The 24,174-nt window shown below is 63.3% G+C and carries 21 protein-coding genes; 11 read left to right on the top strand and 10 right to left on the bottom strand.

Features of this window, described 5'->3' with window-relative positions; translation table 11 throughout:
• Position 1: 1 nt before the first annotated feature.
• From thpD to WBP06_RS20185, 10 genes are all read left to right on the top strand, one after another.
• Positions 2 to 928, top strand: coding sequence for an ectoine hydroxylase (thpD, locus tag WBP06_RS20230; protein WP_395336628.1), 927 nt, complete (start codon positions 2 to 4; stop codon positions 926 to 928).
• Positions 925 to 2,364, top strand: coding sequence for an aspartate kinase (locus WBP06_RS20225; RefSeq protein ID WP_395336626.1), 1,440 nt, complete (start codon positions 925 to 927; stop codon positions 2,362 to 2,364). Before thpD ends, WBP06_RS20225 begins: the two co-directional genes overlap by 4 nt.
• Before the next feature lie 46 nt (positions 2,365 to 2,410).
• Entirely contained in the window at positions 2,411 to 3,679 is a 1,269-nt protein-coding gene (locus WBP06_RS20220; RefSeq protein ID WP_395336623.1) for an MFS transporter, read from the top strand.
• Between the two features lie 44 nt (positions 3,680 to 3,723).
• Positions 3,724 to 5,010, top strand: a complete 1,287-nt coding sequence (locus WBP06_RS20215; protein WP_395337535.1) for an MFS transporter — start codon at positions 3,724 to 3,726, stop codon at positions 5,008 to 5,010.
• Positions 5,011 to 5,095: 85 nt separating this feature from the next.
• Positions 5,096 to 6,316 carry a mechanosensitive ion channel family protein gene (locus WBP06_RS20210; protein WP_395337534.1) on the top strand — a complete coding sequence of 407 codons (1,221 nt, stop codon included), beginning with the start codon at positions 5,096 to 5,098 and terminating at the stop codon, positions 6,314 to 6,316.
• A 26-nt stretch (positions 6,317 to 6,342) separates the two neighbouring features.
• Entirely contained in the window at positions 6,343 to 7,206 is an 864-nt protein-coding gene (locus WBP06_RS20205) for a hypothetical protein (RefSeq protein WP_395336620.1), read from the top strand.
• A 108-nt stretch (positions 7,207 to 7,314) separates the two neighbouring features.
• Complete coding sequence (locus WBP06_RS20200) at positions 7,315 to 8,886, top strand: DUF389 domain-containing protein (protein ID WP_395336618.1); 1,572 nt, start codon at positions 7,315 to 7,317, stop codon at positions 8,884 to 8,886.
• Positions 8,883 to 10,604 (top strand): SLC13 family permease, encoded by a 1,722-nt coding sequence (locus tag WBP06_RS20195; protein WP_395336615.1) that lies wholly within the window; start codon positions 8,883 to 8,885, stop codon positions 10,602 to 10,604. The genes WBP06_RS20200 and WBP06_RS20195 overlap by 4 nt, the downstream gene beginning before the upstream one ends.
• A 176-nt stretch (positions 10,605 to 10,780) precedes the next feature.
• Positions 10,781 to 12,172, top strand: coding sequence for a Na+/H+ antiporter NhaA (nhaA, locus tag WBP06_RS20190; protein ID WP_395336613.1), 1,392 nt, complete (start codon positions 10,781 to 10,783; stop codon positions 12,170 to 12,172).
• Between the two features lie 297 nt (positions 12,173 to 12,469).
• Entirely contained in the window at positions 12,470 to 14,023 is a 1,554-nt protein-coding gene (locus WBP06_RS20185) for an arylsulfatase (RefSeq protein WP_395331494.1), read from the top strand.
• Positions 14,024 to 14,135: 112 nt separating this feature from the next.
• Here WBP06_RS20185 and WBP06_RS20180 read toward each other — a convergent pair whose 3' ends face one another.
• Positions 14,136 to 15,317 carry a tyrosine-type recombinase/integrase gene (locus WBP06_RS20180; RefSeq protein ID WP_395336611.1) on the bottom strand — a complete coding sequence of 394 codons (1,182 nt, stop codon included), beginning with the start codon at positions 15,315 to 15,317 and terminating at the stop codon, positions 14,136 to 14,138.
• Positions 15,318 to 15,473: 156 nt separating this feature from the next.
• On the opposite strand from WBP06_RS20180, the gene WBP06_RS20175 reads away from it, so the two are divergent.
• Positions 15,474 to 16,337: a TonB-dependent receptor domain-containing protein gene (locus tag WBP06_RS20175; RefSeq protein ID WP_395336609.1), complete on the top strand. Its 864-nt coding sequence runs from the start codon at positions 15,474 to 15,476 to the stop codon at positions 16,335 to 16,337.
• Between the two features lie 45 nt (positions 16,338 to 16,382).
• Here WBP06_RS20175 and WBP06_RS20170 read toward each other — a convergent pair whose 3' ends face one another.
• The 9 genes from WBP06_RS20170 to WBP06_RS20130 form a co-directional block, all read right to left on the bottom strand.
• Positions 16,383 to 16,763 carry a PaaI family thioesterase gene (locus WBP06_RS20170; protein WP_395336607.1) on the bottom strand — a complete coding sequence of 127 codons (381 nt, stop codon included), beginning with the start codon at positions 16,761 to 16,763 and terminating at the stop codon, positions 16,383 to 16,385.
• The gene (locus tag WBP06_RS20165; protein ID WP_395336605.1) at positions 16,760 to 17,188 is read right to left on the bottom strand and encodes a PaaI family thioesterase; all 429 of its coding nucleotides are present in this window, start codon (positions 17,186 to 17,188) and stop codon (positions 16,760 to 16,762) included. The genes WBP06_RS20170 and WBP06_RS20165 overlap by 4 nt, the downstream gene beginning before the upstream one ends.
• A gap of 7 nt (positions 17,189 to 17,195) precedes the next feature.
• A complete protein-coding gene (locus WBP06_RS20160; RefSeq protein WP_395336603.1) occupies positions 17,196 to 18,374 on the bottom strand; it encodes an acyl-CoA dehydrogenase family protein in 1,179 nt (392 codons plus the stop codon).
• The gene (locus WBP06_RS20155; RefSeq protein ID WP_395336601.1) at positions 18,371 to 19,429 is read right to left on the bottom strand and encodes an acyl-CoA dehydrogenase family protein; all 1,059 of its coding nucleotides are present in this window, start codon (positions 19,427 to 19,429) and stop codon (positions 18,371 to 18,373) included. The genes WBP06_RS20160 and WBP06_RS20155 overlap by 4 nt, the downstream gene beginning before the upstream one ends.
• A 234-nt stretch (positions 19,430 to 19,663) precedes the next feature.
• Positions 19,664 to 20,140 (bottom strand): Lrp/AsnC family transcriptional regulator, encoded by a 477-nt coding sequence (locus tag WBP06_RS20150; RefSeq protein WP_395336598.1) that lies wholly within the window; start codon positions 20,138 to 20,140, stop codon positions 19,664 to 19,666.
• Complete coding sequence (locus WBP06_RS20145; protein WP_395336596.1) at positions 20,137 to 20,604, bottom strand: Lrp/AsnC family transcriptional regulator; 468 nt, start codon at positions 20,602 to 20,604, stop codon at positions 20,137 to 20,139. Before WBP06_RS20145 ends, WBP06_RS20150 begins: the two co-directional genes overlap by 4 nt.
• 119 nt (positions 20,605 to 20,723) lie before the next feature.
• On the bottom strand, positions 20,724 to 21,482 hold the full coding sequence (locus tag WBP06_RS20140; RefSeq protein WP_395336594.1) for an SDR family NAD(P)-dependent oxidoreductase: 759 nt from the start codon (positions 21,480 to 21,482) through the stop codon (positions 20,724 to 20,726).
• Positions 21,483 to 21,525: 43 nt separating this feature from the next.
• Positions 21,526 to 23,040, bottom strand: coding sequence for an amidase (locus WBP06_RS20135; protein ID WP_395336592.1), 1,515 nt, complete (start codon positions 23,038 to 23,040; stop codon positions 21,526 to 21,528).
• Between the two features lie 32 nt (positions 23,041 to 23,072).
• Positions 23,073 to 24,161: a Rieske 2Fe-2S domain-containing protein gene (locus WBP06_RS20130; RefSeq protein ID WP_395336590.1), complete on the bottom strand. Its 1,089-nt coding sequence runs from the start codon at positions 24,159 to 24,161 to the stop codon at positions 23,073 to 23,075.
• Positions 24,162 to 24,174 lie beyond the last annotated feature (13 nt).

The following is a 24,174-nucleotide window of genomic DNA, read 5'->3' as shown; positions in this document are numbered from 1 at the left end:
GATGCAGGATCTCTATCCTACCCGCAGCGAAAACGAACCCAGGCTGCAACCGCGCGACGAACCCGTCGCGCGCCGGGCCTGGAACCCGCAGGCGCCGTTGAGCGCGGCGCAGATCGACCAGTTCGACCGCGACGGCTTTCTCGTATTGGAAAATGTTTTCTCGGAAGAGGAAATCGCCTTCTTGCAGGCGGAGACCGGGCGCCTTTTGGCCGATCCGGCCGGCCTCAAGGACGAGACGGTCGTGACCGAACCGGGCAGCCGCGAAATCCGCTCCATCTTCGCCATCCATATGCAGAGCGCGGCAATGGCGCGTCTGGTCGCCGACGAACGGCTGGCGGGCGTGGCCAGCTTCCTGCTCGACGATGACGTCTATCTCCATCAGTCACGGCTCAACTACAAGCCGGGCTTCGCTGGCAAGGAATTCTACTGGCATTCCGATTTCGAGACCTGGCATGCCGAAGACGGGATGCCGGCCATGCGCGCGCTCTCGATGTCGGTACTGCTGGCCGAGAACACGCCGAACAACGGGCCGCTGATGGTGGTGCCCGGTTCGCACCGCACGTTCGTTTCCTGTGTCGGCGAGACCCCGCCCGATCACTACCGTCAATCGCTGCGCCGCCAGGAATACGGCGTGCCCGACGAGATGAGCCTGGCCGAACTGGCACATCGTCATGGCATTGTCGCTCCGGTCGGCAAGCCTGGCACGGTGGTATTGTTCGACTGCAACACGATGCACGGCTCCAACGGCAACATCACGCCGTTCCCGCGCGCCAATGCCTTCCTTGTCTACAATGCCGTAAGCAACCGGCTTACCAGCCCCTTCGCGGCACCCGCCCCGCGCCCCGAGTTCATCGCAACGCGTCGCATTCGCCCGATTACACCGGTTCCCGCCGCGATCGGCTGGCCGTTCAAAGGAGGCCGCGCATGACCGAACGGCCCAGTGTCGAGAAGATCGGGGGGACGTCCATGAGCGCAACGTCCGCCGTATTCGAAAACGTGCTGATCGCGGGACGCGAGGGCGAGGATCTCTACAACCGGATCTTCGTGGTTTCGGCCTACGCCGGGATGACTGACCTGCTTTTGGAGAACAAGAAAAACGGCTCTCCGGGCGTCCATGGACATTTCGTGCGCAACGAAATGCCGGGTGCATGGCGCACTGCGCTAACCGACGTGCTCGGCGCCATGTGGGCACGCAATGCGGAAATGTTCGCCCGTCTGGAAAGTCGCGAGGAAGCCGACCGCTTTGTTGCGGGGCGGATCGCGACGCTGGATGCCTGTCTGGATGATCTTGATCGTCTGCGCAGCCGTGGCCATTTCTGCCTGCGCGAGCAGTTGAGCACGGTTCGCGAAATGCTGGCCGGTTTGGGCGAGGCTCACGCCGCGCATTCGACCGCGCTGCTATTGCGCGACCGCGGAGTGAATGCCGTCTTCGTAGACCTCTCGGTCTGGAACCATGACGATCTCGTCAGTCTGGACGAACGCATCCGCACGGCTTTCAATTCCATCGACCTTTCGCGCGAGATGCCGATCGTCACCGGTTATGCGGGCTGCGCAGGCGGCATGGTGCGCCGCTATGCGCGCGGCTATTCCGAGATGACCTTTTCGCGCATCGCCGTCCTGACCGGTGCGCGAGAAGCGATCATCCATAAGGAATTCCATCTCTCCAGCGCCGATCCCCGCCTTGTGGGCCAGGAACGTGCGCGCAAGATCGGGCGCACCAATTACGATGTCGCCGATCAACTCGCCAATCTCGGGATGGAAGCCATCCATCCGCGCGCAGGTCGGGGGCTGCGCCAGTCGGGTATTCCGCTGCGGGTTCGCAACACGTTCGAGCGGCATGACGAGGGCACCTTGATCGAGGGCGACTACATCTCGAAAGCACCGCGCGTGGAAATCGTTACCGGTCTTGCCTCGGTGCAGGCGCTGCAGTTTTTCGAACAGGACATGGTAGGGGAGAAGGGTTACGACGCGGCCATCCTCGAAACACTTGCCCGCCATGGTGCATGGATCGTCAGCAAGAGCTCCAACGCCAATACGATTACCCATTACCTCAGCGGAACCGCAGCCGGGCAGGCAGCGCAGATCGTCGATGATCTGCGCAAGCAGTGGCCCGGTGCCCAAGTGACGTCGCAGGAAGTCGCGATGGTCTCCGTCATCGGCAGCGCCTTGTCCGAACCGGCGCTGGTGCCGCGTGCGATCGCCGCGCTGGATCGGGCGGGTATCGGCCTTGTCGCGCTCCAGCACCAGATCCGCAATGTCGATGTCCAGTTCATCGTCGATGCGGCGGACTTCGAGGATGCGATCCGGGCGCTGCACGCGAAACTTGTCGAGAGCGGTGCCGCTCCCGATCGCGTCGCGGCCTGACCGGTAAGACTCCGTCGCCGTGACAAGCGACGGGGGTACCATCTCCATGCTCCAGGCCATTCTCCCTGTCCGCAGCCTGCTGGCTGCCATCTTCCTGCTGATGGCGGGTGGCGGGTTCCTCAACACGCTCGTCGCATTGCGGCTGGAGCGGGCGGGAAGCGGTGCACTCGCTATTGGCCTGGTCGGCACCGCCTATTTCGGCGGGCTTGCCCTGGACTCCCTGCGCGTTCAGGCACTGGTCGACCGGATCGGCCACATCCGCGCCTTTGCCACGTTTGTCGCGCTGCTGAGCGCGGATACCCTGGCCTATGGCCTCTATACCCAGGCGCTCTACTGGGGTGCGCTGCGCTTCATCGACGGGCTTTGCCTTGCCGGCATCTATGTCTGCGTCGAAAGCTGGCTGAACGAACGTGCTGACCCGCAGCGCAGGGGTGCGGTTCTGGCAGGCTACATGATCCTGCTCTACGGCGGCCAAGCCCTGGGGCAATTCCTGATCCGCCTGGGCGCGGGCAATCCGGCATTGCCGCTTCTGATCGGGTCGATCCTCATCTCCCTTGCGGCCATCCCGGTGCTGCTGACGCGTATCGCCGCACCCGATAGCGGCGATTTTACGCCATTGTCTTTTGGCCAACTCTACAAGACATCGCCGCTCGGCCTGGTGGGCGCCGGACTGACCGGCATGATGCTCGGCGCATTCTACGCGCTTGGCGCGGTGTTCGCTCGCCGGCTGGGCATGGATCTGGCCGCTACAACGCTTTTCATGAGCATGGTGATCCTGGGCGGGGTGATGCTGCAATGGCCGCTCGGCTGGCTGTCCGATCGCATGGACCGCAGAAAGGTGATTGTGCTCGCTCTTGCGGGGACCCTGGCCGCAGCGCTGACGATCGTCCTTACCGCAAGCGCGGGTTCGCTCCTGCTTGGTCTTGGTGCCCTGTTCGGCGGGCTGAGCTTCGCCCTCTATCCCTTGTGCGCGGCGCATACCAACGATCGCCTCGTTCCGGAGAGGCGCGTGGCGGCAAGCGGCGGCCTGGTGCTTGTCTATTCGCTTGGGGCGGCGATCGGCCCAGCGATGGGATCCGTCGCCGTGGCGCTGGCCGGTGCTTCGGGCCTGTTCCTGTTCATCGCCGCCTGCGCCAGTGCCGCACTTTCGTTCGCGCTGCTCAGACAAGCCAGATCCGCACCTGTGCCCGCCCATCTTCAGGAACACTACGTCGGCCTGCCGCGCACCTCGCCGCTGGCCGCTTCGCTCGATCCCATCGCCGCGGATGCGGCTTCCGGTGCGGAGGAAGAAACGAAAACAGGGAGCACGCCTTGAATCCGACCATAAGCCACCTTGCCGCCAGAAGTCCGGACCTTCCGATGGAACGTGCCGGGCCGCGCGCGCTGCGCCGGGCCATCGCCGCTTCCGCCATCGGCAATGCCACCGAATGGTTTGACTACGGCATCTACGCCTATGGCGTAAGCTACATCTCGGCCGCGCTGTTCCCCGGCGAGGCGGCCGACGCGACGTTGTTCGCGCTCGCCACGTTCGCGATCTCCTTCCTCGTACGCCCACTGGGCGGCCTGTTCTGGGGGCCGCTGGGGGATCGCTATGGTCGCAAGGCAGTGCTCGGACTGACGATCCTGCTCATGGCGGGGGCGACAGTGGGCGTGGGCCTGATCCCCTCCTATGCCGCCATCGGCGCCTGGGCTCCGGCCCTGCTGATCGCGATGCGCATGATCCAGGGTTTCTCGACGGGCGGCGAATATGGCGGCGCCGCCATATTCATGGCGGAGTACGCCCCTGACGAGAAGCGCGGCTTCTATGGCAGTTTCCTCGAGGTCGGCACGCTGGCGGGTTTCTGCGGCGGCGCCCTGCTGATGCTGGGCTTCTCCTTGATGCTTGGCGACGATGCCATGCGAGATTGGGCCTGGCGATTGCCGTTCCTGCTGGCAGGGCCCCTCGGCCTTGTCGGCGTCTACTTGCGTGCACGGATGGCCGAAACGCCGCTGTTTCAAGAGGCGGAGGCGCACAGGGCTGATGATCAGGGGCAGCGTCGCGGTCTCGGCTACCTGCTGTCCCATTACCACCGCCCGCTTCTGGCGATGAGCGGTCTCGTCATCGCGCTCAACGTCGTGAACTACACGCTGCTCAGTTATATGCCGACCTATCTCGAACGCAGGCTGGGCCTTGCCACCGACACCGCGCTGATGGTGCCGATCGCCGGCATGGTCTTCATGATGGTGCTGCTGCCTTGCGCCGGGGCGCTGTCGGATCGGATCGGCCGCAAGCCGCTGTGGCGCTTCTCGCTGCTAGGCCTCATTTTGCTGGTCGTTCCGCTCTACCATCTCATGGGGCTGGGTACGGCGGCAGCTGCGATCGGCTATCTCCTGCTCGGCCTGCTCTATGTGCCGCAACTCGCCACGATCTCTGCGACGTTCCCGGCCTTCTTTCCGACACCGGTACGGTTCGCGGGCTTTGCACTGGCCTATAACCTGGCAACCTCACTGTTCGGAGGCACTGCGCCAGCGTTCAATTCCTGGCTCATCGACGTGACGGGCAATCCCCTCGTCCCCGCTTACGTCATGATCGCTGGCTGTCTCTGCGGCCTACTCGCGCTGCGCTTCACGCCGGAAAGCGCCGGAAAACCCCTTCCTCGAAACTGAAGCGCCCATGCTTCCATCACCTCCATGAGGATTTTCCTTGCCTACCCCGAATTCCGCATCGACGTTTTCATTTCTCGGCATCGACATGCCCTGGGCCGGCGAACCCTGGATGCAGACATGCCTTGCCCTGATCTTCCTGGGGGCAGGTGCCTGCCTTGCGAACTGGGTGGCCAAGCGCATCGTGCTCCGGGGCGTGCTGCGCCTTTTGGGGCGCAGTCCTTTCGAGGCGGAAGTGCGGCATGTGGGCGCGATCGCAGCGCGCCTATCCAACATTCTGCCTGCGCTGATCGTCCAGACCGGGATCGCTGCGGTTCCCGGCCTGCCGGCCGAACTGGTCGGCTTCGTGCACAGCCTGTGCGCTGCGTTCATCATCCTGACCCTGGCGCTTGCCCTGACCGCGACGCTCACGCTCGGCAACGAATTGTACCAGAGGCGGCCGGATGCGGGAAATCGGCCGATCAAGGGCTATGTCCAGGTCGCCAACCTGCTGGTCTATGCCGCTGCCGCGATCCTGGTGCTGGCGGCGCTGATGAACCAGTCGCCGCTGCTGCTGCTCTCTGGGCTAGGCGCGATGGCAGCCGTGCTCCTGCTGGTATTCAAGGACACCATCCTCTCGCTGGTCGCATCGGTCCAGATCGGCTCCAACGACATGGTGCGCGTGGGCGACTGGATCGAGATGCCCAAACTCGATGCGAATGGCGACGTGATCGACATCGCGCTCCATACGGTGAAGGTCCAGAACTTCGATAAGACCATCACGACAATCCCCACGCATCGCCTGATCACCGAGAGTTTCCGGAACTGGCGGGGCATGTCGGAATCGGGTGGGCGGCGCATCATGCGTCCCCTGATGATCGACCAGAACTCGATCGGCTTCCTCGATGAAGCCGGCCTTGCCAAGCTCGCGCGTTTCGGTGTGCTCGACGGCTATCTGCGCGATCGTCAGGAGCAGGTACGCCAATGGAACAAGGTACACGCTCCTACGGAAATTCTGGACGCGCGCCGCCTCACCAACATCGGCACCTATCGGGCCTATGTCCTTGCCTATTTGAAGGCCCGGCCCGACATTGCCGACGACAAGACCTTGCTGGTGCGGCAGCTCGCACCCGGCGAGTATGGTCTGCCGCTTGAAATCTATGCTTTCACCGCAACCACCGCCTGGACTCAATACGAAGATATCCAGGCCGACATCTTCGATCACCTGATCGCGATCATGCCCGAATTCGGGCTCAGGGTGTTCCAGCGACCGACAGGATCGGATTTTGCCTTTGTCGCGAGGGGAACCGCCTGCAGCTCCGAGCGCTGAACATGTGCCCCGTCTTATGCCCACTTATGCCCACCCAGCGGAAATCCAAAACCATGCTTGCCCGTCGTTCAAACCGCCTGATTGCCCTTGCGGCCATCGTCACCTCGTTCGCGCCCGCCGGCACAATGGCGCAGGTCAGATCCCGATCGGCCGATCAGGCAACCTTCGTGGACACGGTCGAACTCTCGAAGAAGTCCGCAATGGTCGTATTGGCCCGGGTGACGCATCTGGAGCCGGTGGCCGCCTCTGCCCGAGGCTCGCTTTCGGCGACGCACCGGCGCTACTACGCGGAAGCCAGCACTCGCACGCTGCTGTACGGCCAGAACGGCATCGGCGGTTCGCTACGCTACCTCGTGGATTTGCCGGCAGGTCCGGCGTCGGGCGCAATGGATATCGAGGGAAAGCAGGTTTTCCTTTTCGCAGCTCCCGTTCCTGGCCATCCCCAGGAGATCAGACTGGTTGAACCCACCGCGCAGCAGTTCTGGTCCCCCGATAGGGAAAACCGACTGCGTTCCGTACTTCGCGCCCTGGTATCACCTCGATCGTCGGCGCCGGTAACGCGGGTAAGGGAACTCAGCTTTGTGCCTGGAAATCTCGCCGGACAAGGACGCACGCAAATATTCCTCGATACCAAGAAAGGACCGGCGACCATCGCCGTGCGCCATGTCCCGGGCGGGCCTGAGAGCTGGGGCGTCTCGTTCTCCGAATTGACGGGCGGCGATCTGCATCCACCAGCTCCGGATACGCTCGACTGGTACAATCTCGCCTGCTTCCTGCCGGCATCGCCGCCCCAAAGTGCCTACACCTCGCGTACATTCGCGGCCAAGGAACAGGCCTACGCGGACTATCGCATGGTCGTGGCTGCGCTCGGCCCATGCGAGCGCAGTTAAGGTGGGCCTTAGTGGAAGCGAATCGAAAGCAGACGATTTTCACGCAGAAACAGCATAATGTCAGGAGAGATCGCAACCAGGCCGAACAGAGTGATACGGAGAGAGAATTTGGAGCAAGCGCGCCAGCCTGAAGCGTCGGAAGAGAGCGCGCCAGCGCGCGTCCAGCACCTGGCGCTCTATCGCTGGTGGCGCCGCTCCGTTGTCGGCCGTGTCGATCACAAAGCGGTTCTCGATCGCATACAGGAGGACAGCGGTTGGTCGCCGCGATACGCCTTCATGGTGATGATGTCGGCGGGCATAGCGGTACTGGGCCTGCTCCTGTCATCGCCGGCGGTGGTCATCGGGGCGATGCTGATCTCACCATTGATGAGCCCCATTCTCGGGCTCGGCTTCAGCCTTGCCCTGTTCGATTTTTCGGAAATGCGCCGCTCGCTTACCGCGCTTGCGATCGGTGCCGTGGCCGCTGTCGTTTTCACCGCGCTGATTGTCGCGCTCTCGCCATTGCAAGCGCCGACGGCCGAAATCATCGCACGCACGCGCCCCAACCTGTTTGACCTCGCCGTGGCGCTGTTCGCGGCGCTGGCGGGGACCTTCGCCATTATCCGCGGCCGTGGAGACACGATCGTCGGCGTGGCCATTGCGACCGCCCTGATGCCGCCGCTTGCGGTTGTGGGCTATGGGCTGGCCACCTGGAACATGCCAGTCCTGGGCGGCGCCTTCGCTCTATTCGTGACCAACTTCGTCACGATCGCGCTGTCAGCGACGGTCATGGCGCGCTTCTATGGATTTGGGCACTATCTAAGCAGCCAGCAAAGCTGGGCGCAGACTTTCGTCCTGCTCTTCGTTTTCGTCGGTATGGCAATCCCCCTCGGGATCTCGCTGCGGCAGATCGCTGGAGAAACCGTTACGCTGAATCAAACGAGGACATTCCTGACCCAACGCTTCGGTGCAGACGCCCGCATTACCCAGCTCGATGTAGATTTCGATAGCAAACCCCTGGTCGTGCGCGCCGTGGTCATTGCCCCCCGCGAAAGCATGCAGAGGAGCGCCGGGTTGCAGAACGATCTGGCGCAAAGACTTGGTCGCCCGCTCAAGCTGCGGCTCGATCAGGTCATCCTCGAACCGGGAGCAGGCGCGATCGAGGCTCAGCGCGAGGAATTGCGCCAGGCCGGGGAAGCGGCCTCGATCGAAACGCAGCGTATTGCAGCGCTCTCTCAGCTACTTGCTCTCTCGGCCGGCATCGGCCCCGACAGCGTGACCATCGATCGCGATCACCATCGCGCCATGGCCACGGCCGTTCCACTGCCGGGAGCGACGCTGGCGACCTATCACATTCTCGAACAGCGTGTGGCCCAGCAGGCGGACGGATGGGATGTGGGACTGACCCCGCCCCAGATGGCCTACCCGCCAATCTCCTTCACCGGAAATGACGATCAGCTCGATGTGGTTTCCCATGCTGCGGTTCTCACCTCAGCATGGGCAGCGCAGCGCTGGAATGTTCGATCGCTTGGCGTCCCAGGGCTCCCGAAGACTTTTCCCGAAGCACCCTCTCTCTCCCAGCGCCGGGCCCTCTCGATTGCCGCACTTCTACGCGACAACGGCATCACCCCTGTACCGGCGCCGGCTGCCGGCAGTCGGTTTACGCTGCGAACAGCTGAGGCGGCTGAGGAACTGCCGTGAATCCGGCTCTCGCAAGCGCGCTAATTCTACTCGGTGCGCTCGTCCTGTTCGTTTCGGAGCGTGTGCGGCACGATCTCGTCGCGTTTTTTGCGCTTATCGCCTGCCTTATCGCCGGTCTCGTGTCGCCGGCAGAAGCTTTTGCCGGCTTTGCCGATCCGGCGGTAATTGCGGTCGCAGCCGTACTCGTCGTTGGGCGGGCCATCGAATTGAGTGGGGCGGCCTCGGTCGTGGCCGGCCGGATTATTCCTCCCGGGGCGCCATTTGCGATACGGCTCGCCAGCCTGCTTCTTGTCGGCGCGCTGCTTTCCGCATTCATGAACAATATCGCCGCGCTTGTCATTACGATGCCGATCGCGACGGAAATAGCCCGTTCTGCCAGGCGATCGCCGGCCGCCACGCTCATGCCGCTGGCATTCTCGACGATCCTGGGCGGAATGACGACGCTGATCGGAACACCTGCCAACCTCATTCTGTCCTCGGTTCGCGAGACGCGGCTCGGCGCGCCTTTCGGCTTCTTCACGATGACGCCAGCCGGCACTGCCGTTGCGCTTGTCGGCCTGGCATATCTCACGCTCCTTGGTTGGCGGCTTTTGCCGAGCCGGGGCGGCGAGGTGTCGGACGGAAAGCCTCCCTGGCGTGTCTATGAGCTCGAAATCCGCGAGGAGGTTTTTGATCTCGCCGAATTGCGCAAGCAGCTTCGTCGTTCAGGCGCGCGAATCCTTGCGACCTTTCGCGTTCTTGAGCGAATGGAGGGCATCGAGCATCTTCTGCCTCAGGACCGTCTGCTGGTGCTGTCTCGGGAGAACCAATGGTCCATCGCTGCCAAATCGGGGCTTGCCTCGGACGTGACGATTGACCGCGACCCCGATGCCGTCACTGCCAGGGTTGTGGTCGCATACGGATCGCCACTGATCGGCATGGGCTATGACGAAGTGCGCACCAAGAGCCTCCAGCAATTGCAGGTTGTGGCGGTCGGACCAAGGGTCGCCAAAGAGTGGATCCAACTTGTCGATATGCGTATCGGTCCCGGCGACCAGCTTTATATCCGGGGCTCGCAACGCGTGCTTGGCGCGTTCTGCGCAGGTGCGCGTCTGCTGGAAATCGACCGGCACGATCCGGTGCCGACCGCACGGGCGCAGGCGTCGAAGATCCTCGCCATTTTCGCCGCCGCAATCGGTGCTATCGTCGGTTTTGGGCTTTCTCCCGCCCTTGCCTTTACGGCAGCGGCAGTTCTCATAGCGGCGCTGCGCCTTTTGCCTGGCGAAGAAATTTACCGGTCAATAGACTGGAGCGTCATCGTCCTGCTTGCCGCGATGATCCCGGTCGGGCAGAGTTTCGAGCATAGCGGCGCCGCTGCCATTGCCGCGCAGTGGCTCGGACAATTGCTTGGCGGAATGCCACTGATCGCAGTGCTTGCGGTGCTGTGCGCGATGACTTTGTTCCTTTCGATTTTCCTCAACAACGTGGCGACCGCGATCATCATGGGGCCGCTTGCGATAGATGCGGCCAACCTGCTGCACGTCAGCCCGGATGCCGCATTGCTGGCGGTGCTGATTGGCGCCTCTTCCGATTTTCTGACGCCGATCGGTCACCAGAATAACCTTCTTGTCATGGGGCCGGGTGGCTACCGGTTCAGCGACTATGCCCGCATGGGCGCTCCGTTGGTCGTGATCGTGGTAGCGTGCGCAGCCTTGACGCTCTCATTGCTTTACGCTTGATCCGGCGTTTCCATCGCGCCCGTCGCAAATGAAGAACGTCTGCCAAGGGTCGAGAGCGCCGCCACGCGGTTATCGCTATGCCTCTCGGTGCGATCGCGAGCATTAACGCGCGGGCCACGGTTTGACGGGCAGGCTCAGTCTGTTACAGCGTTCGCGGGTGCACATCGCAGGAGGCGATGCAGCAGGTTGATGCGCAGGTCGGGCCGCCGCGCGGAGTAGCCATGCCCATGTCACGCGTAAATCCGCCGCGCCCGCTGCCACGTGCTCACCTGCTGACCGAACGAGCCCTCGCAACGCTCGATCGTTTTCTCCACGTCGAGGCCGTGGGCGGCATCGTCCTGCTCGTTGCGGCCGCTGCGGCGCTGACGGTGGCCAACTCACCGTTGGCTGAAAGCTTCGATCATTTCTGGCACGAAACGCTTTCGTTCGGCCTTGGGGATCTTGTTTTCGCCCGCCCCCTGCATTTCTGGGTCAACGACGCGTTCATGACGGTGTTCTTCCTGGTGGTGGGCATGGAAATCCGCCGCGAGGTTCACGAAGGCGCCCTGAGCGATCTGCGGCAGGCCGCATTGCCGGTCATTGCCGCAATTGGAGGGGTAGTCGCCCCGGCCCTGATCTTCGCCGCGATCAATCGCGGCGGTCCACAGGCCAATGGCTGGGCGGTTCCCACCGCCACCGACATTGCATTTGCGGTAGGCGTGCTCGCGCTGCTCGGCAAATCCATTCCTGGCAATATTCGGGTGTTCCTGCTCGCGCTTGCGATCATCGACGACATCATCGCGGTTCTGATCATCGCCATCTTCTATTCCGGCGGGCTCGAGTACGGCGGCTTTGCCGTTGCCGCGATCGGCGTCGTTCTGGTCCTGGCCTTTCAGCGCATGGGGATCGGTTCGGCCTACGCCTATGTCCTTCCCGGAGCCGTGATCTGGAGCGGGCTGTTGATGACCGGTGCGCACCCGACGCTTGCAGGCGTAGTGCTCGGCCTTCTGACGCCCGTTGTCCCGCGACCAATGCGCGAGGATCCGCTCCAGACCGTGTCGCGGATAGCCAACCGACTGGTCAACGATCCAGAGGCCGGCTCGATCGACCATGTTGCGGCTCCTCTCAACCAGATGCGCCGAGCTCAAAGGGACGTGCTTCCCCCGGTGGTGCGCGTCCAGGCGGCGCTGCATCCATGGGTTGCCTTCGGCATAATGCCTTTGTTCGCCTTCGCGAATGCAGGCGTGAGCATGAAGGGCGTCGATCTTGCGGATCCCATCCCGTTCTGGGTGATGGCGGGCATAGCCCTCGCTCTTGTATTCGGCAAAACCATCGGCGTTGTCTCGGCCAGTCTGCTTGCCGTTAAATCAGGCCTGTGCCGTCTGCCTCAGGGCGTGAATTGGGGCGGCGTAGTTCTCGTCGGACTGCTTGCCGGCATCGGTTTTACGATGTCGATATTCATCGCCATGCTGGCCTTCTCTGATGCGAATCTTTTGGCCTCAGCCAAGCTTGGTGTCCTTGTGGGTTCGACAACCGCAGCGTTGCTGGGGCTTGGCTGGGGCTGGCTTTACGCACACCATCGCCGATGAAGCGCCACCGACTGGTCACGCTTGGCTCTCGGCGCCGCTGACAACTTCTCAGACTGGTCCTGCAAAGACCTGTTGCGCATCGCCGCGTCCGTAAATGACGGCTTCATCCTCAGCTCATTGCCTCGACTCCGGGGCGGCTCGCGGCCCGGCACACGCTGTTTGCTGGCAGGCGTGAGAACGGCCCGCTTAGCCCGGACCTTCCCGCCGATTACTCGGTGATATCCCCGATGGAATCCCTCTGGTGCTTCGATAGCGTGACCGCTCACAGCCCTACCTGTTTGGAGCGAGGATTCAACGATGCCCAACGGAAAGCCCAATATCCTTGTCATCTGGGGTGACGACATCGGCATGTGGAATGTCGGCGCCTATACCCACGGCATGATGGGGGACACCCCGAACATCGACCGCATCGCCAAGGAAGGCATGATCTTCACCGATCACTATGGCCAGCCCAGCTGCACCGCCGGGCGCGCCGCCTTCGTCATGGGCCAGCTTCCGGTTCGCACCGGCATGACTACGATCGGCATTCCGGGATCGCCGCGCGGTATCCAGAAGGAAGATCCGACGATCGCCGAAGTGCTGAAGGTGGCGGGCTACAAGACCGGCCAGTTCGGCAAGAACCACCTGGGCGACCGCAACGACTTCCTGCCCACCGTCCATGGCTTCGACGAGTGGTTCGGCAACCTCTACCACCTCAACGCCGAGGAAGAGCCGGAGGAGCTGGACTATCCGGGCCAGAAGGATCCCGAATACAAGAAGAAGTACGGCCCGCGCGGCGTGCTTCACGCCTGGGCCACCGACACGCATGACGATACCGATGACGGCATCTTCGGCGTACGCGGCAAGCAGAAGATCGAGAACACCGGCCCGCTGACCCGCAAACGCATGGAAACCTTCGACGGCGAAGTGCTGGAAAAGACGATCGACTGGCTGGACCGCAACAAGGAAGGCCCGTTCTTCTGCTGGTTCAACACCACCGCCATCCACATCTTCTCGCACCCCCAGCAGAAGTACAAGCAGATGGCCGTGGACGAAGGCCGCGCCGAGGAAGACGTGGTCCGCGCCAAGATGATCGAGCATGACGAGCAGATCGGCGTGCTGCTGAAGTGGCTGGACGACAACAACCTGGCCGACGACACCATCGTCATCTACTCCACCGACAACGGCAACGAGATGATGCTCTGGCCGGACGGTGGCTATGCCCCGTTCCGCGGCGAAAAGGGCACCACCTGGGAAGGCGGCGTGCGCGTGCCGATGCTGGCGCGCTGGCCCGGCCATATCCCGGCCGGCAGCAAGAGCAACGCGCTGCAGAACCATGAGGACGTCTACGTCACCCTGGCCGCTGCGGCCGGCATGCCGGACATCAAGGAAAAGCTGCTGGAAGGCACCAAGCTGACCGGAGAACTGACCTACAAGGTGCACCTGGACGGGTTCAACCAGCTCGACACGTGGACCGGCAAGACCGAAAAATCGGCCCGCATGACCTACTACTACTATGACGAAACCGAACTGACCGCGGTGCGCGTGGGCAACTGGAAGATGCACATCGGCGTCAAGAAGGAAGGCTCGTGGTGGAATGCCAAGAGCTATCCCTCGGTGCCCTACATCTTCAACTTGCGCATGGACCCGATGGAGAAGATGGACCCCGAAAGCCACGAATGGGGCTACATCGGCCGCAAGTTCTTCGCCTCCAAGCTGTGGGCGCCCACCGCGGCGACGCCGTACCTGGCGGCCCACCTCAAGAGCCTGCAAGCCTATCCGCCGCGCCAGGCAGCCGATACGCTGAGCATGCACAAGGCGCTGGAAGCGGCGATGGCCAAGCTCGACAACCCGGCCGCCAGCAGCAACTGACTTCGCTACTCACATTCAGAGGGACGGACGCTTTGCGTCCGTCCCACATACCTAACGGAACACGCGTTGCCCGCCCCTCATAGAGAACGGTCGACGCCTAGACAATGCGTGCTCATTCCTCACCATGATATGCGTTTAACCGCTGCTCAGCCATGACATTTACAGCCCGGCGAACTTGATCATCTTCAACGTGGACGTAGCGCATGAATGTCGTCAGCCGTCGATGACCTGTTAATGCCATGCCAACTTTCAAGGGCACACCGGAGTTGGCAATGTCAGTCGCCGCCCGATGGCGAAGTCCGTGCGTTCCTACGCCCGGAACTTCACATTCGCTTAATATCCGCTTCCAAACGCGATGATAGGTCGCAAAATTCAGGTGTTTATTAACACACCTTCTTCCAGGAAATACGTATTTAGAACCTTCTTTGCGAGGAATACTTAATAGTAGTCCCGCGACATCAGATGAAAATGGCTTCCACATGGACCCAGTTTTACTATCCGGCCAAACCACACATTTTGATTCGAAATTGATCCAGTCCCACTCGAGCGCAATAATCTCCGATGCTCGGGCTGCGAACGCAAGCTGCAGCCTGATCGCCATGACGCAATCCGGGTATAGCAAGTTCTCCAATTCAGACTTGTCGAGATGCTCGATTACCCGTTTCATCTCCTTGGCTGTAAGCAGCCGTGTAGTCTTGCTCTGGCGATTCCGCTTGACCCCTTTGCATGGATTACTACCTTCCTCGCAAAAGCCCCATTGCTCAGCGCACGTAAACATTGATTGCATGTCATTGAGCATTGAGTTTGCGAGCGCTGGCTTGCTGCGCCATGCATCCATAAAAAGGACAATGTCCTGCCGAGAAAACTCATCAATTTTGCAATGGCCGAAGGTAGGCAAGATGGCTCGCTTAAATCGGTAGAGCCTTCCCTTTTGAGTCGATATCTTATTGTTAACCTCCACATGCCGGCTGAAGAACATTTCAGAGAACTGCAGGACAGTAGGGGAACCACGCCTCTTTTGGCGTTCAATAGAAGGATCAAGGCCACCTGCTGCCTCACTGATCCATCGTTGCGCAACAGCCCTGGCCTGATCGACCGTAAGTTGCCCGAATTGGCCTATGGCGGGCTTACGACGACGCCCTGACACGTTGCGATACTGAACCATGAACACCTTCCGGCCGGAAGGTGTTACCTTGCACAGGAAGCCCGGCACTTCGGTATCGCGCAGTTCGTAATCGGACAGCCCCGGCTGAGCAATTTCGACAACCCGTTTCGTCAGCTTCATCTTCGGCATAATTCAAAATTCCAATGCGAAATCCAGGAGCCAAATAGGAGCGGAGCGGACACAATCTGTGGCAAAGTGGGTAATGTCTGATCGCACAATACGATCATCATAACGCAATTTAAACAATGACTTGCCTTACCCCGTCGCAGTCTGGCGAGCGCTAGAGTGCAGCTTTTTTTGACCGTCACCAGCTTCATCGCCGGTGGCACCGCGGCAGGCCCGCTGGCGGTGGACAGCGTGACCGGCAAGGTATTCCAGGGGCCGGCGATCCCCTACAAGGAGGAGCGCGCCTATTCGTGGGAAGGCGGGTTGAAGGCGGACTGGCTGGGGCACCGGCTGCGCACCAACCTTGCTCTGTTCCATGTGCGCTATGCAAACCTGCAGACGCCGATCTTCGCATCGACCGGCTGCGTAACCTCCCCCAGCGGCATCTGCGAGCCGATCGTATCGTCCCAATACACCGCCAACTTCGGCAAGGCGCGCGCCTATGGCGCGGAGTTCGAGGTGACCGCCATCCCGATCGAGAACCTGACGCTGAGCGCCAGCGGCAGCGTCACCGATTTCAAGTATCTCGACATCTCGCCCGAAGTGCTGGCCAACGCCGGCGTCACCCAGGTTTCCGACTATCCGGAAACGATGCGCCCCACCTTCATGTCCAACTTCTCAGCCGAATACGTGCAGCCGCTGGATGATGGCATGCGCCTGGCCCTGCGCGTGGACGGCGCGCTGCGTTCGAAGATCGTGGTCGGCACCACCGTGTTCAGCAGCGCCGGCTTCGCGGCGGCGGGCCTGCCCTATGACAACGACTACATGAACGCGGCGAACACGCAGAAGGCCCTGCTGACGCTGAACGCGCGGCTTTCGCTGATGGACGTGCCCGTGGGACCGACGGCGGCAACCGTCTCGCTCTGGGGCCGCAACCTCACCAACAAGCAACAGATCAACATCATCTCCAGCACCGGCATCACCGCCACCGCGCTCTACGACGATCCGGTGACCTACGGCGTCGACCTTTCGGTCAAGTTCTAGGGGGAGGGAGGAACGGTACCGGCCCACTCCGCCCTATGCCGGATTTCAAACAGACCGCAGGATATGCATCCGGCCAGTGGCGATCGGGCTTTCGCGATCGCTCTGCCAGCAGGTAGCGTCCACGTTCACCACCCGCTTGCCCAGGCGCACGATGCGTGCCTGGGCATAGCTTTCCACCATCAGTCCGCCGCGCAGGAAATCGATGGTCATGTTGATCGGCCGGGGCCGTCCGGCGACCACCCCTTCCTCGCCCGACAGTGCGGCAAGGCAGGCCAGTTCCAGCAGGCTGCCGATCACCCCGCCGTAGAGGAAGCCCTCGCGCCCCTCCAGCCCGGGAGAGGCCGGCATGACGAGGCCGGCGTTGCCCGCCTCGTCGATCCATTCGCGCACGCCCAGCATCTGCGCGTAGGGGGCCCGTTCGATCATGACGCGCTCGTGAAGAAGAAGCTGGCGGCGGCGAAGGCCACCGGGTTGGCGGGATCGCCATCGTGGACATCGCAACGGGTGAAGGCCACGCGCCGCGTCACCCGGTGGCAGGTGGCGCGGGCATAGAGCGTGCACTCGGGGCGCGCGGCGCGCAGATAATCCACCCGAAGGTCCAGCGTCGCCATCGGTTCCCACCGCCGCGTGCGCGCGATGATCGCTGCCCCCGCCGCCGCGTCGATCAGCGAGATCACCGGGCCGGAGGAAACCAGTCCCACCCCGGCGTCCATCAGGAACCCTGCCGAGAAGGGGCAAGCCAGCTCCGCCCAGTCCGCCCCGTTATCGACATGGAAGATGCCCAGAAGCGCGTGATGCCCGCGCGGGGGCATGGTCTTCAACCGCTCGAAAGGGTCCTGCTCGTCCGCCATCGCCGCCCTAGGCCATCCCGCGCGGTTCGCGGGGCAGGCCAAGCCCGCGCTCGGCAATCAGGTTGCGCTGGATCTGGTTCGTGCCGCCGTAGATCGTGTCCGCACGGCTGAACAGGAACAGGTTGGGCAGCGTGTCCCACTCGTAATCCTCGTACGCGCTGACTTCGCCCGCCTGCCCCAGCACATCCATCGCCAGTTCGCCCAGACTGCGGCGCCATGTCGCCCACTGGATCTTGTAGGTCAGCGCGGCACCGTCCATGCGCGAATGATCGGTGTTGGAAAGCATCCGCAGCGCACCATAACGCATCAACCGCAACCCGATCTCCGCTTTCGCGAGCCGCTGGCGGATCAGCGGATCGCGCGCGGCGCCATTGACCTTGGCGGCAGCGATGATCTCGTCCAACTCGTTGCGGAAGCCCATCTGCTGGCCCAGCGTGGACACCCCGCGCTCGAAGGCGAGCAGGCCCATCGCGATCTTCCAGCCTTCGCCCACAGTGCCGATGTAGCTGTCCGCCGGGCAGCGGGCGTCGGTGAAGAAAGTCTCGTTGAATTCGGCATCGCCGTTGATCTGGCGGATGCCGCGAATGTCGATGCCGGGCTGGTCGATCGGCATCATCAGGAAGGTCAGGCCGCGCGGGCCCTGGCTGCCTTCCTCGGTACGCGTGACCACGAAGATCCAGTCGGAGATATGGGCAAGGCTGGTCCAGATCTTCTGGCCGTTGACCACCCAATCCTCACCTTCCAGCCGCCCCTTGGTGCGCACGCCGGCAAGGTCGGAGCCGGCATTGGGCTCCGAAAAGCCCTGGCAGAAGATCGTCTCGCCCGCCGCGATGCCGGGTAGGAAGCGTTGCTTCTGCTCTTCCGTGCCGAAGGTCAGGATCGTGGGCCCGGCCAATTCGATGCCGATGTGGTTGACGCGGCCCGGGACGCCGGCGCGGGCGTATTCCTCGGCAAAGATCACCTGCTGGGCCAGCGTGGCATTGCGCCCGCCCCATTGCTCAGGCCAGCCGATGCACGACCACTTGTGCGCGGCCAATTGCTTTTCCCATTCCTTGCGGCGTTCCGGGCTGCCGGTCAGCTTGGTGATGCCCTTGATGTCGCGGAATTCGCCCGCCATCTGGCCATTGAGCCAATCGGCGCATTCCTGGCGGAAATGCTCGTCCGCCTGCGAAAATCCCAGCTTCATGCCGCTTCTCCCAAAATCATCGCGGCAACCTGTTCGCGGTGCCAATCGCCCTTGCCCAGCAGCGTCTGGATCGAGCGTGCCCGCTTGAAGAACAGATGCGCGTCATGCTCCCAGGTGAAGCCGATGCCGCCGTGAAGCTGGATCATGTCCGCCGCGCAGCGAAAGCCGGTGTCCGCTGCGAAGGACTTGGCGGCATGGAGGGCCAGCGGCGCCTCCGCGCTGCCTTCGTCCACCGCGCAGGCCGCCCAATAGACGGCCGAACGGGCCTGCTCGATCTCCACCATCATGTCCGCCAGGCGGTGCTTGTAGGCCTGGAAAGAGCCGATCGGCCGACCGAACTGCACGCGCTCCTTCGCGTATTCCACCGTGCGGTCAAGGCTGGCCTGCGCGCCGCCCAGCGCTTCCGCGGCAAGGCCGACCAGCGCCGTGCGGTTGGCCGCGGCAAGTCCCTCGGCCGGGTCGGCCAAGGCCTCTGCGACGGCGCCGTCGAAGCGCACTTCGGCCAGCGGCCGGGTCTGGTCCATCGTGGTCTGCGCGGTGACCGAGACGCCCACCGCGTCGCGCCGCACCAGCCATGCGCCGCTGCCATCGGTCACGACGAAAAGGCCCGCCAGCGCGCCGTGGGCGACGTAGCGCGATCCGCCCGTCAGCCGCCCGTTCTGTACGATCAGCGAGGGATCCTCGACAAAGGCGGCGATCGTCGCGCCGGATAGCAAGCCCGGCAACCATTCCTCACGCTGGGTTTCATTGCCGCCAGCGGCGATCGCCGGTGCGCAGAGCATCAGGCTTCCCAGCATGGGCAGCGCCGCCACGTGCGCGCCAGCCGCTTCGGCAATGATTGCCAGTTCGACAAGGCCCAGCCCAGCGCCGCCCGCGGCCTCGGGAATGGAGATGCCGGAAAAGCCCAGTTCCTCGCAGAAATCCCGCCACAGCGCGGTATCGATCCCGTCGCCTTCCATCGCCGCGCGGGTGCGCGCGCTGGTGGCGTTTTCCGCGAAGAAGGCGCGTGCCGTCTCCGCGATCATCTGCTGCTCGTCGGTAAACGCGAATTCCATGTCTGCTCGCTTTCACGATCCCGGTCGCCTGCACGCACGCGGTTCGGCGCAGGCCCGATCATGCCGCGCCTTGCGCAACCGCCGCCAGTGCAGCGCCTGCATCCTTCCCATTGAGCAATTGGCCATGCGGCAAATTGCGTGACACGAATCACGCTATATTACGCATATCGCCTTTTCAAGCTGCAAAATGCGGATTTTATCCGTGCAAATATTCCGCATTGATCAAGGCAACGATTAGCCGTTGGTCACCGCGCTCACGCCCACCACGCCATTGGTGAACTTCACCGTCTTCACCGCGATGGAGGTTTCGACATGCTGGACGCCCTCCACCGCCAGGATCTGGCGGACGGTCACCTCGTGCAGGTCCTCGATCTCGCGATAGAAGCAGGTGGTCATGATGTTGAACGGGCCAAGCATCGTCATGATCGAATGGATCGTCGGGATCTGGCGCAACTCGCGGGCGACCTGCTTGAACCGCGCCATGTCCGCCTGAATGGAGACGAAAGCGGTCTTGGTGCTGCGATCCAGCCGGGGGCTGATGAGCGCGGTGAAGGCGATCAGGCCTTCCTGCTGCAGCCGCTTCAGCCGCAGGCGGATCGTGCCTTCGTTGACGCCCAGATCGCCAGCGATGCTGCGGTTGGAAACGCGCGCATCCTTCGAAAGGATCGCGATGATGCGATGATCGAGATCGTCGAGATCGGGCCAGCTCATTCCGCGTCCTCCACCGAATCCAGGCCGAACTTGATGATATCCAGCCCGATCGATTGCGTGATCGAGCGGATGCCCGCGACTTTCGAGAACTTCTTGGTCACGAACTGTGAAAGATCCTCGATATTGGGCAGGGCCAGCAGCACGCTCACTTCGTAGCGGCCCGTCACCAGATAAGCGGCGAAGACTTCCTCGAACTGGGCCAGTTCCTCTGCCACGTCGCCCGGGGCGCGGCCGCTGACCTCGATCCCGATGTAGATCAGCACGTGATAGCCGTGGACCGCGAAGTCCGACACGGCCACCACGCGCAGCGTGCCGGATTCCTCCATGCGCCGCATACGGGCGGAAACCGTGGTGGGCGCGATGTCGATTGCCTTGGCGATCTGCTGGTGCGTGGCGCGGCCATTGCGCCGCAACTGCTCCACAATCTTCAGGTCCGTCTCGTCGAAGTCCGCCAGATCGTCCATGCCCTCGCCCGTTTCTTTCCCATCGTTGCCGACAAGCGAAGGGTCTTGCCAGTATCGAAACGGCACGTCGAATCCAAAGCGCCTCTCCGCATTGGGAAATCCCCGGGCTTGATCAGCACTCAATCGCGTAGCAACGAGCCGCCGTTGACGTGCCAGAGCTGCCCGTTGACCCATTCGCCATCGTCGGAGGCAAGGAAGGCGACCGCGCCGGCAATGTCGTCCGGCTGGCCCAGCCGGCGATGCGGGATCGCCTCCAGCATTCCGGCCACATAGTCATCGGTCAGATGCTGGGCGACCGCCTCGGTCAGGACCACGCCGGGGCAGATGCCGTTGGCGCGAATGCCCTGCTTGCCGAACTTGCGCGCGACATGGCGCACCAGCGCGTGCAGCGCATTCTTGGTCATCGGATAGGCGACCTGCAGCGGATTGCCGGAGATCGCCGCGCCGGAAGACGTATAGATCATCGCCCCGCCGCCCCGCTCCAGCAGCACCGGCAATGCAGCCTGCGTGGCCAGGAAATGGCTCTTGGCATTGATCGCGAAGGAACGGTCCAGCACGTCCTCCGTGCAGTTGAGCACGTCGATATCGCCCTCTGTCCCGCCGGCAAGGTTGGAATGGTAGAAGTCCAGCCCGCCGAATTCGGCCAGCGCGGCCGCCACGATTTCCGCCTGGGATGCCGCGCTGGTGCCGTCCAGACGCAGGCCGATCGCCTTGCCGCCGCCTTCGCGAATGGCGCGCGCGGTATCGATCGCCCATTCCTCGACGATATCGCCGATCACCACCGCCGCGCCTTCGGCCGCCAGCCGCCGCGCGGTGGCAGCACCAATACCGCGCCCACCGCCGGCAACCACGCCGACCTTGCCGTTCAATCCGCGCATTTTCCTCATCTCCGGTATCGTCATTATCTGCGCCGCAGCGCGATCACATCTGCGAGCGCCGGTCCTTCCAGGGCGCGGCCTGTTCCAGCTGGCCAGCAAGGCGCAGCAGGCCCGCCTCGTCGCCATAACGGCCCACGAACATGACGCCGATCGGCAGCCCCGCCTTCGACATGCCCAGCGGTACCGACATTGCGGGTTGGCCAGTCATGTTCTCCACTTGCGTGAAGGGAGAGAACGCCGCCGCGCGCGCCCCCCATGCCGCGAAGTCGATGCTCGGCGTCAGGTTGATCTTCCCCAGTTCTAGCGGCGGCGCGGCCAGCGTGGGGGACAGGATCACGTCGTAGCGGGCCATGAACTGCGCCATCGTCAGCGCCGTCGCCTGCAGCGCGTTGTTGGCGCGCACATAGTCCATACCCGTGACATGCTGGCCCATTTCCACGAAGGCCAGCGTGATGGGTTCCAGCACATCCGGTCCGAGCGCAATCCCGGTCGCCTTGGCCCGGTCCAGCATATCGGCGGCGACCGAGGAGGCGATCAACGCGAACCCGGCCGCGCCGATGGCGGCGATGTCCAGCTTGGGCGCCGCTTCCTCCACCGTGTGGCCAAGGCTTTCGCACAGGCGCGCGGCGGCCAGCGTAGCCTCCCGGCATTCGGGATCGATCGGCACGCCGGAAGGCGCATCCAGCATCAGCGCGATGCGCAGCTTCCCGGGTGCCTTGGTCACTTGCGCCAGGAACGTCTCGTACGGGGTCGGCGCGGAATAGCGGCTGCCGGGCTCCACCCCATGTGTAACGTCCAAAATCGCGGCGGAATCGCGGACGCTGCGGGTCACGGCGTGGTGGACCGAAAGCCCGCCCCAGCCTTCCGTGCGCGGCGGGCCCATCGGCACCCGGCCGCGACTGGGCTTCAGGCCGAACAGCCCGCAGCAGGATGCCGGAATGCGGATCGATCCGCCGCCGTCGGTGGCATGGGCCGCCGGGATCACGCCCGATGCCACCGCCACCGCCGCACCACCGGAAGAGCCGCCGGCGATATGCGCCGGGTTCCACGGATTGCGGGTGGCGCCGGTCACCTGGTTCTCGGTCGTGCCGGTCAGTCCCAGTTCGGGCGCCGCCGTCTTGCCGAAGACCACGAAGCCCGCCTTCTCCACCCGGCGTACCAGTTCGGACGTCACATCGGGCCGGTAATCCTTGAAGAAGCGGCTGCCATTTCCGGTCGGCAGCCCGGCGATATAGGTGTTCAGGTCCTTGAGCAGCCAGGGCACGCCGCGAAACGGCCCTTGCGGAAGCCCGTTGGCGATGGCCGTGCGGGCATAGTCGTAATGCTTCTGCGCCATGAAGTGCAGGCGCGGGTCCAGCGCCTCTGCCCGGCCGATCGCCGCGTCCAGCAGTTCGCTGGGCGACACCTGCCGCGTGCGGACAAGTTCCGCCAGCCCCAGCGCGTCATGCGTATCCAGCGGGTGATCCGCACCTGCTCTTGCAGCCTTCGCCGCAAGGGCAGGTGCGGCGGCAAGCCCCCCGGCCGCCGCCGCACCTGCGATCATCGAACGGCGGGTCATGGACGTTCCTTCTCCCGACATGTTCCCCACCTTCAATCCTGCTGTGCGTAGAAGCGGGAATAGAACTTGCGGAACTGCGGGATCGGGCCATCGCCGTCGCAGATGATCGGAGAGGGTTCGAATTTCTGGCGGTCCCAGACCACCTTGTCCTGATCGAACTGCTTGCAGATGTCGCGGATCAGGCCCTTGGCCAGCCGCCCCATCGGCCCTTCGGCCTGCGCCTTGGGCTGGGTGAAGCAGAAGCGGGCGTGGACGTGATCCTCGCTCACCGGGGTAAGGCAGGCGATCATCAGGGTTTCGGAAATGCCGGTAAAGCGCGTCCAGCTCTGGCCCGGGCCCATCGTGTCGTAGCTGATCAGGCCGTCCACTTCGCCCATTGGCGTGCCCATCTTCGCCTTCACGTCCGCGCCGCGGCCCCATTCGCCCCAGCGCAGGTCGCCCTGCGGCACATCGGCGGTGCCGTGGATGTACTTGAAGTGGGCGAAGTCCACGCCGTTTTCGGCCATGTTCTGGAGAGAGCCCCAGACATTCCATTCGTGGACCTCATAGTCCGTCCAGTCCGGATCGATGGCTTCGGGCAGCGCGGTCACTTCCCACAGCGGTTCGACATCATGCGGGTGATACCAGGCCCAGATCCAGCGGTTCACCTCCACCACGTGCCAGGTGCGCACGCACTTGCGCTTCACTTGCGGCGGGATCACGCGGGCGTAGGGAATGTCCTTCACCACGCCCTCGTTGCCGTCATAGCGCCAGGCATGGAACGGGCATTCCAGCAGGTTGCCGTTGACCTTGCCGCCATGCCCCATGTGCGCACCCAGGTGGCGGCAATAGGCATCGACGATGCGCACCTGCCCGTCTTCTCCGCGCCACATCGCCAGGTCTTTTGCGAAGTAGTGCAGCGGCTTCACTTCGCCCACCGCCAGATCGGCGGAAAGGTCGATCGGATACCAGCCGAACGGAATGCCGTTGTCGAGGTTGCGCGCCTCTACGGAGGCGCGGCCCTTCACTTCGGCAAGGCGCCAGTCGGTCAGGTCCTGCCCGCGCAGTTTTTCAAGGATTTGCCAGACGGCAACGGGCGGGGTGCGCGCATCGGTCGCATTGCGCGGATCGGCTTCGGACATGGGAACCTCCCGG

Source organism: Novosphingobium mississippiense, from assembly GCF_044029535.1.
Taxonomy (GTDB): Bacteria; Pseudomonadota; Alphaproteobacteria; order Sphingomonadales; family Sphingomonadaceae; genus Novosphingobium.
Note: the sequence above shows the minus strand (reverse complement) of the source record. Positions and strands in the feature narration are given on the sequence as shown.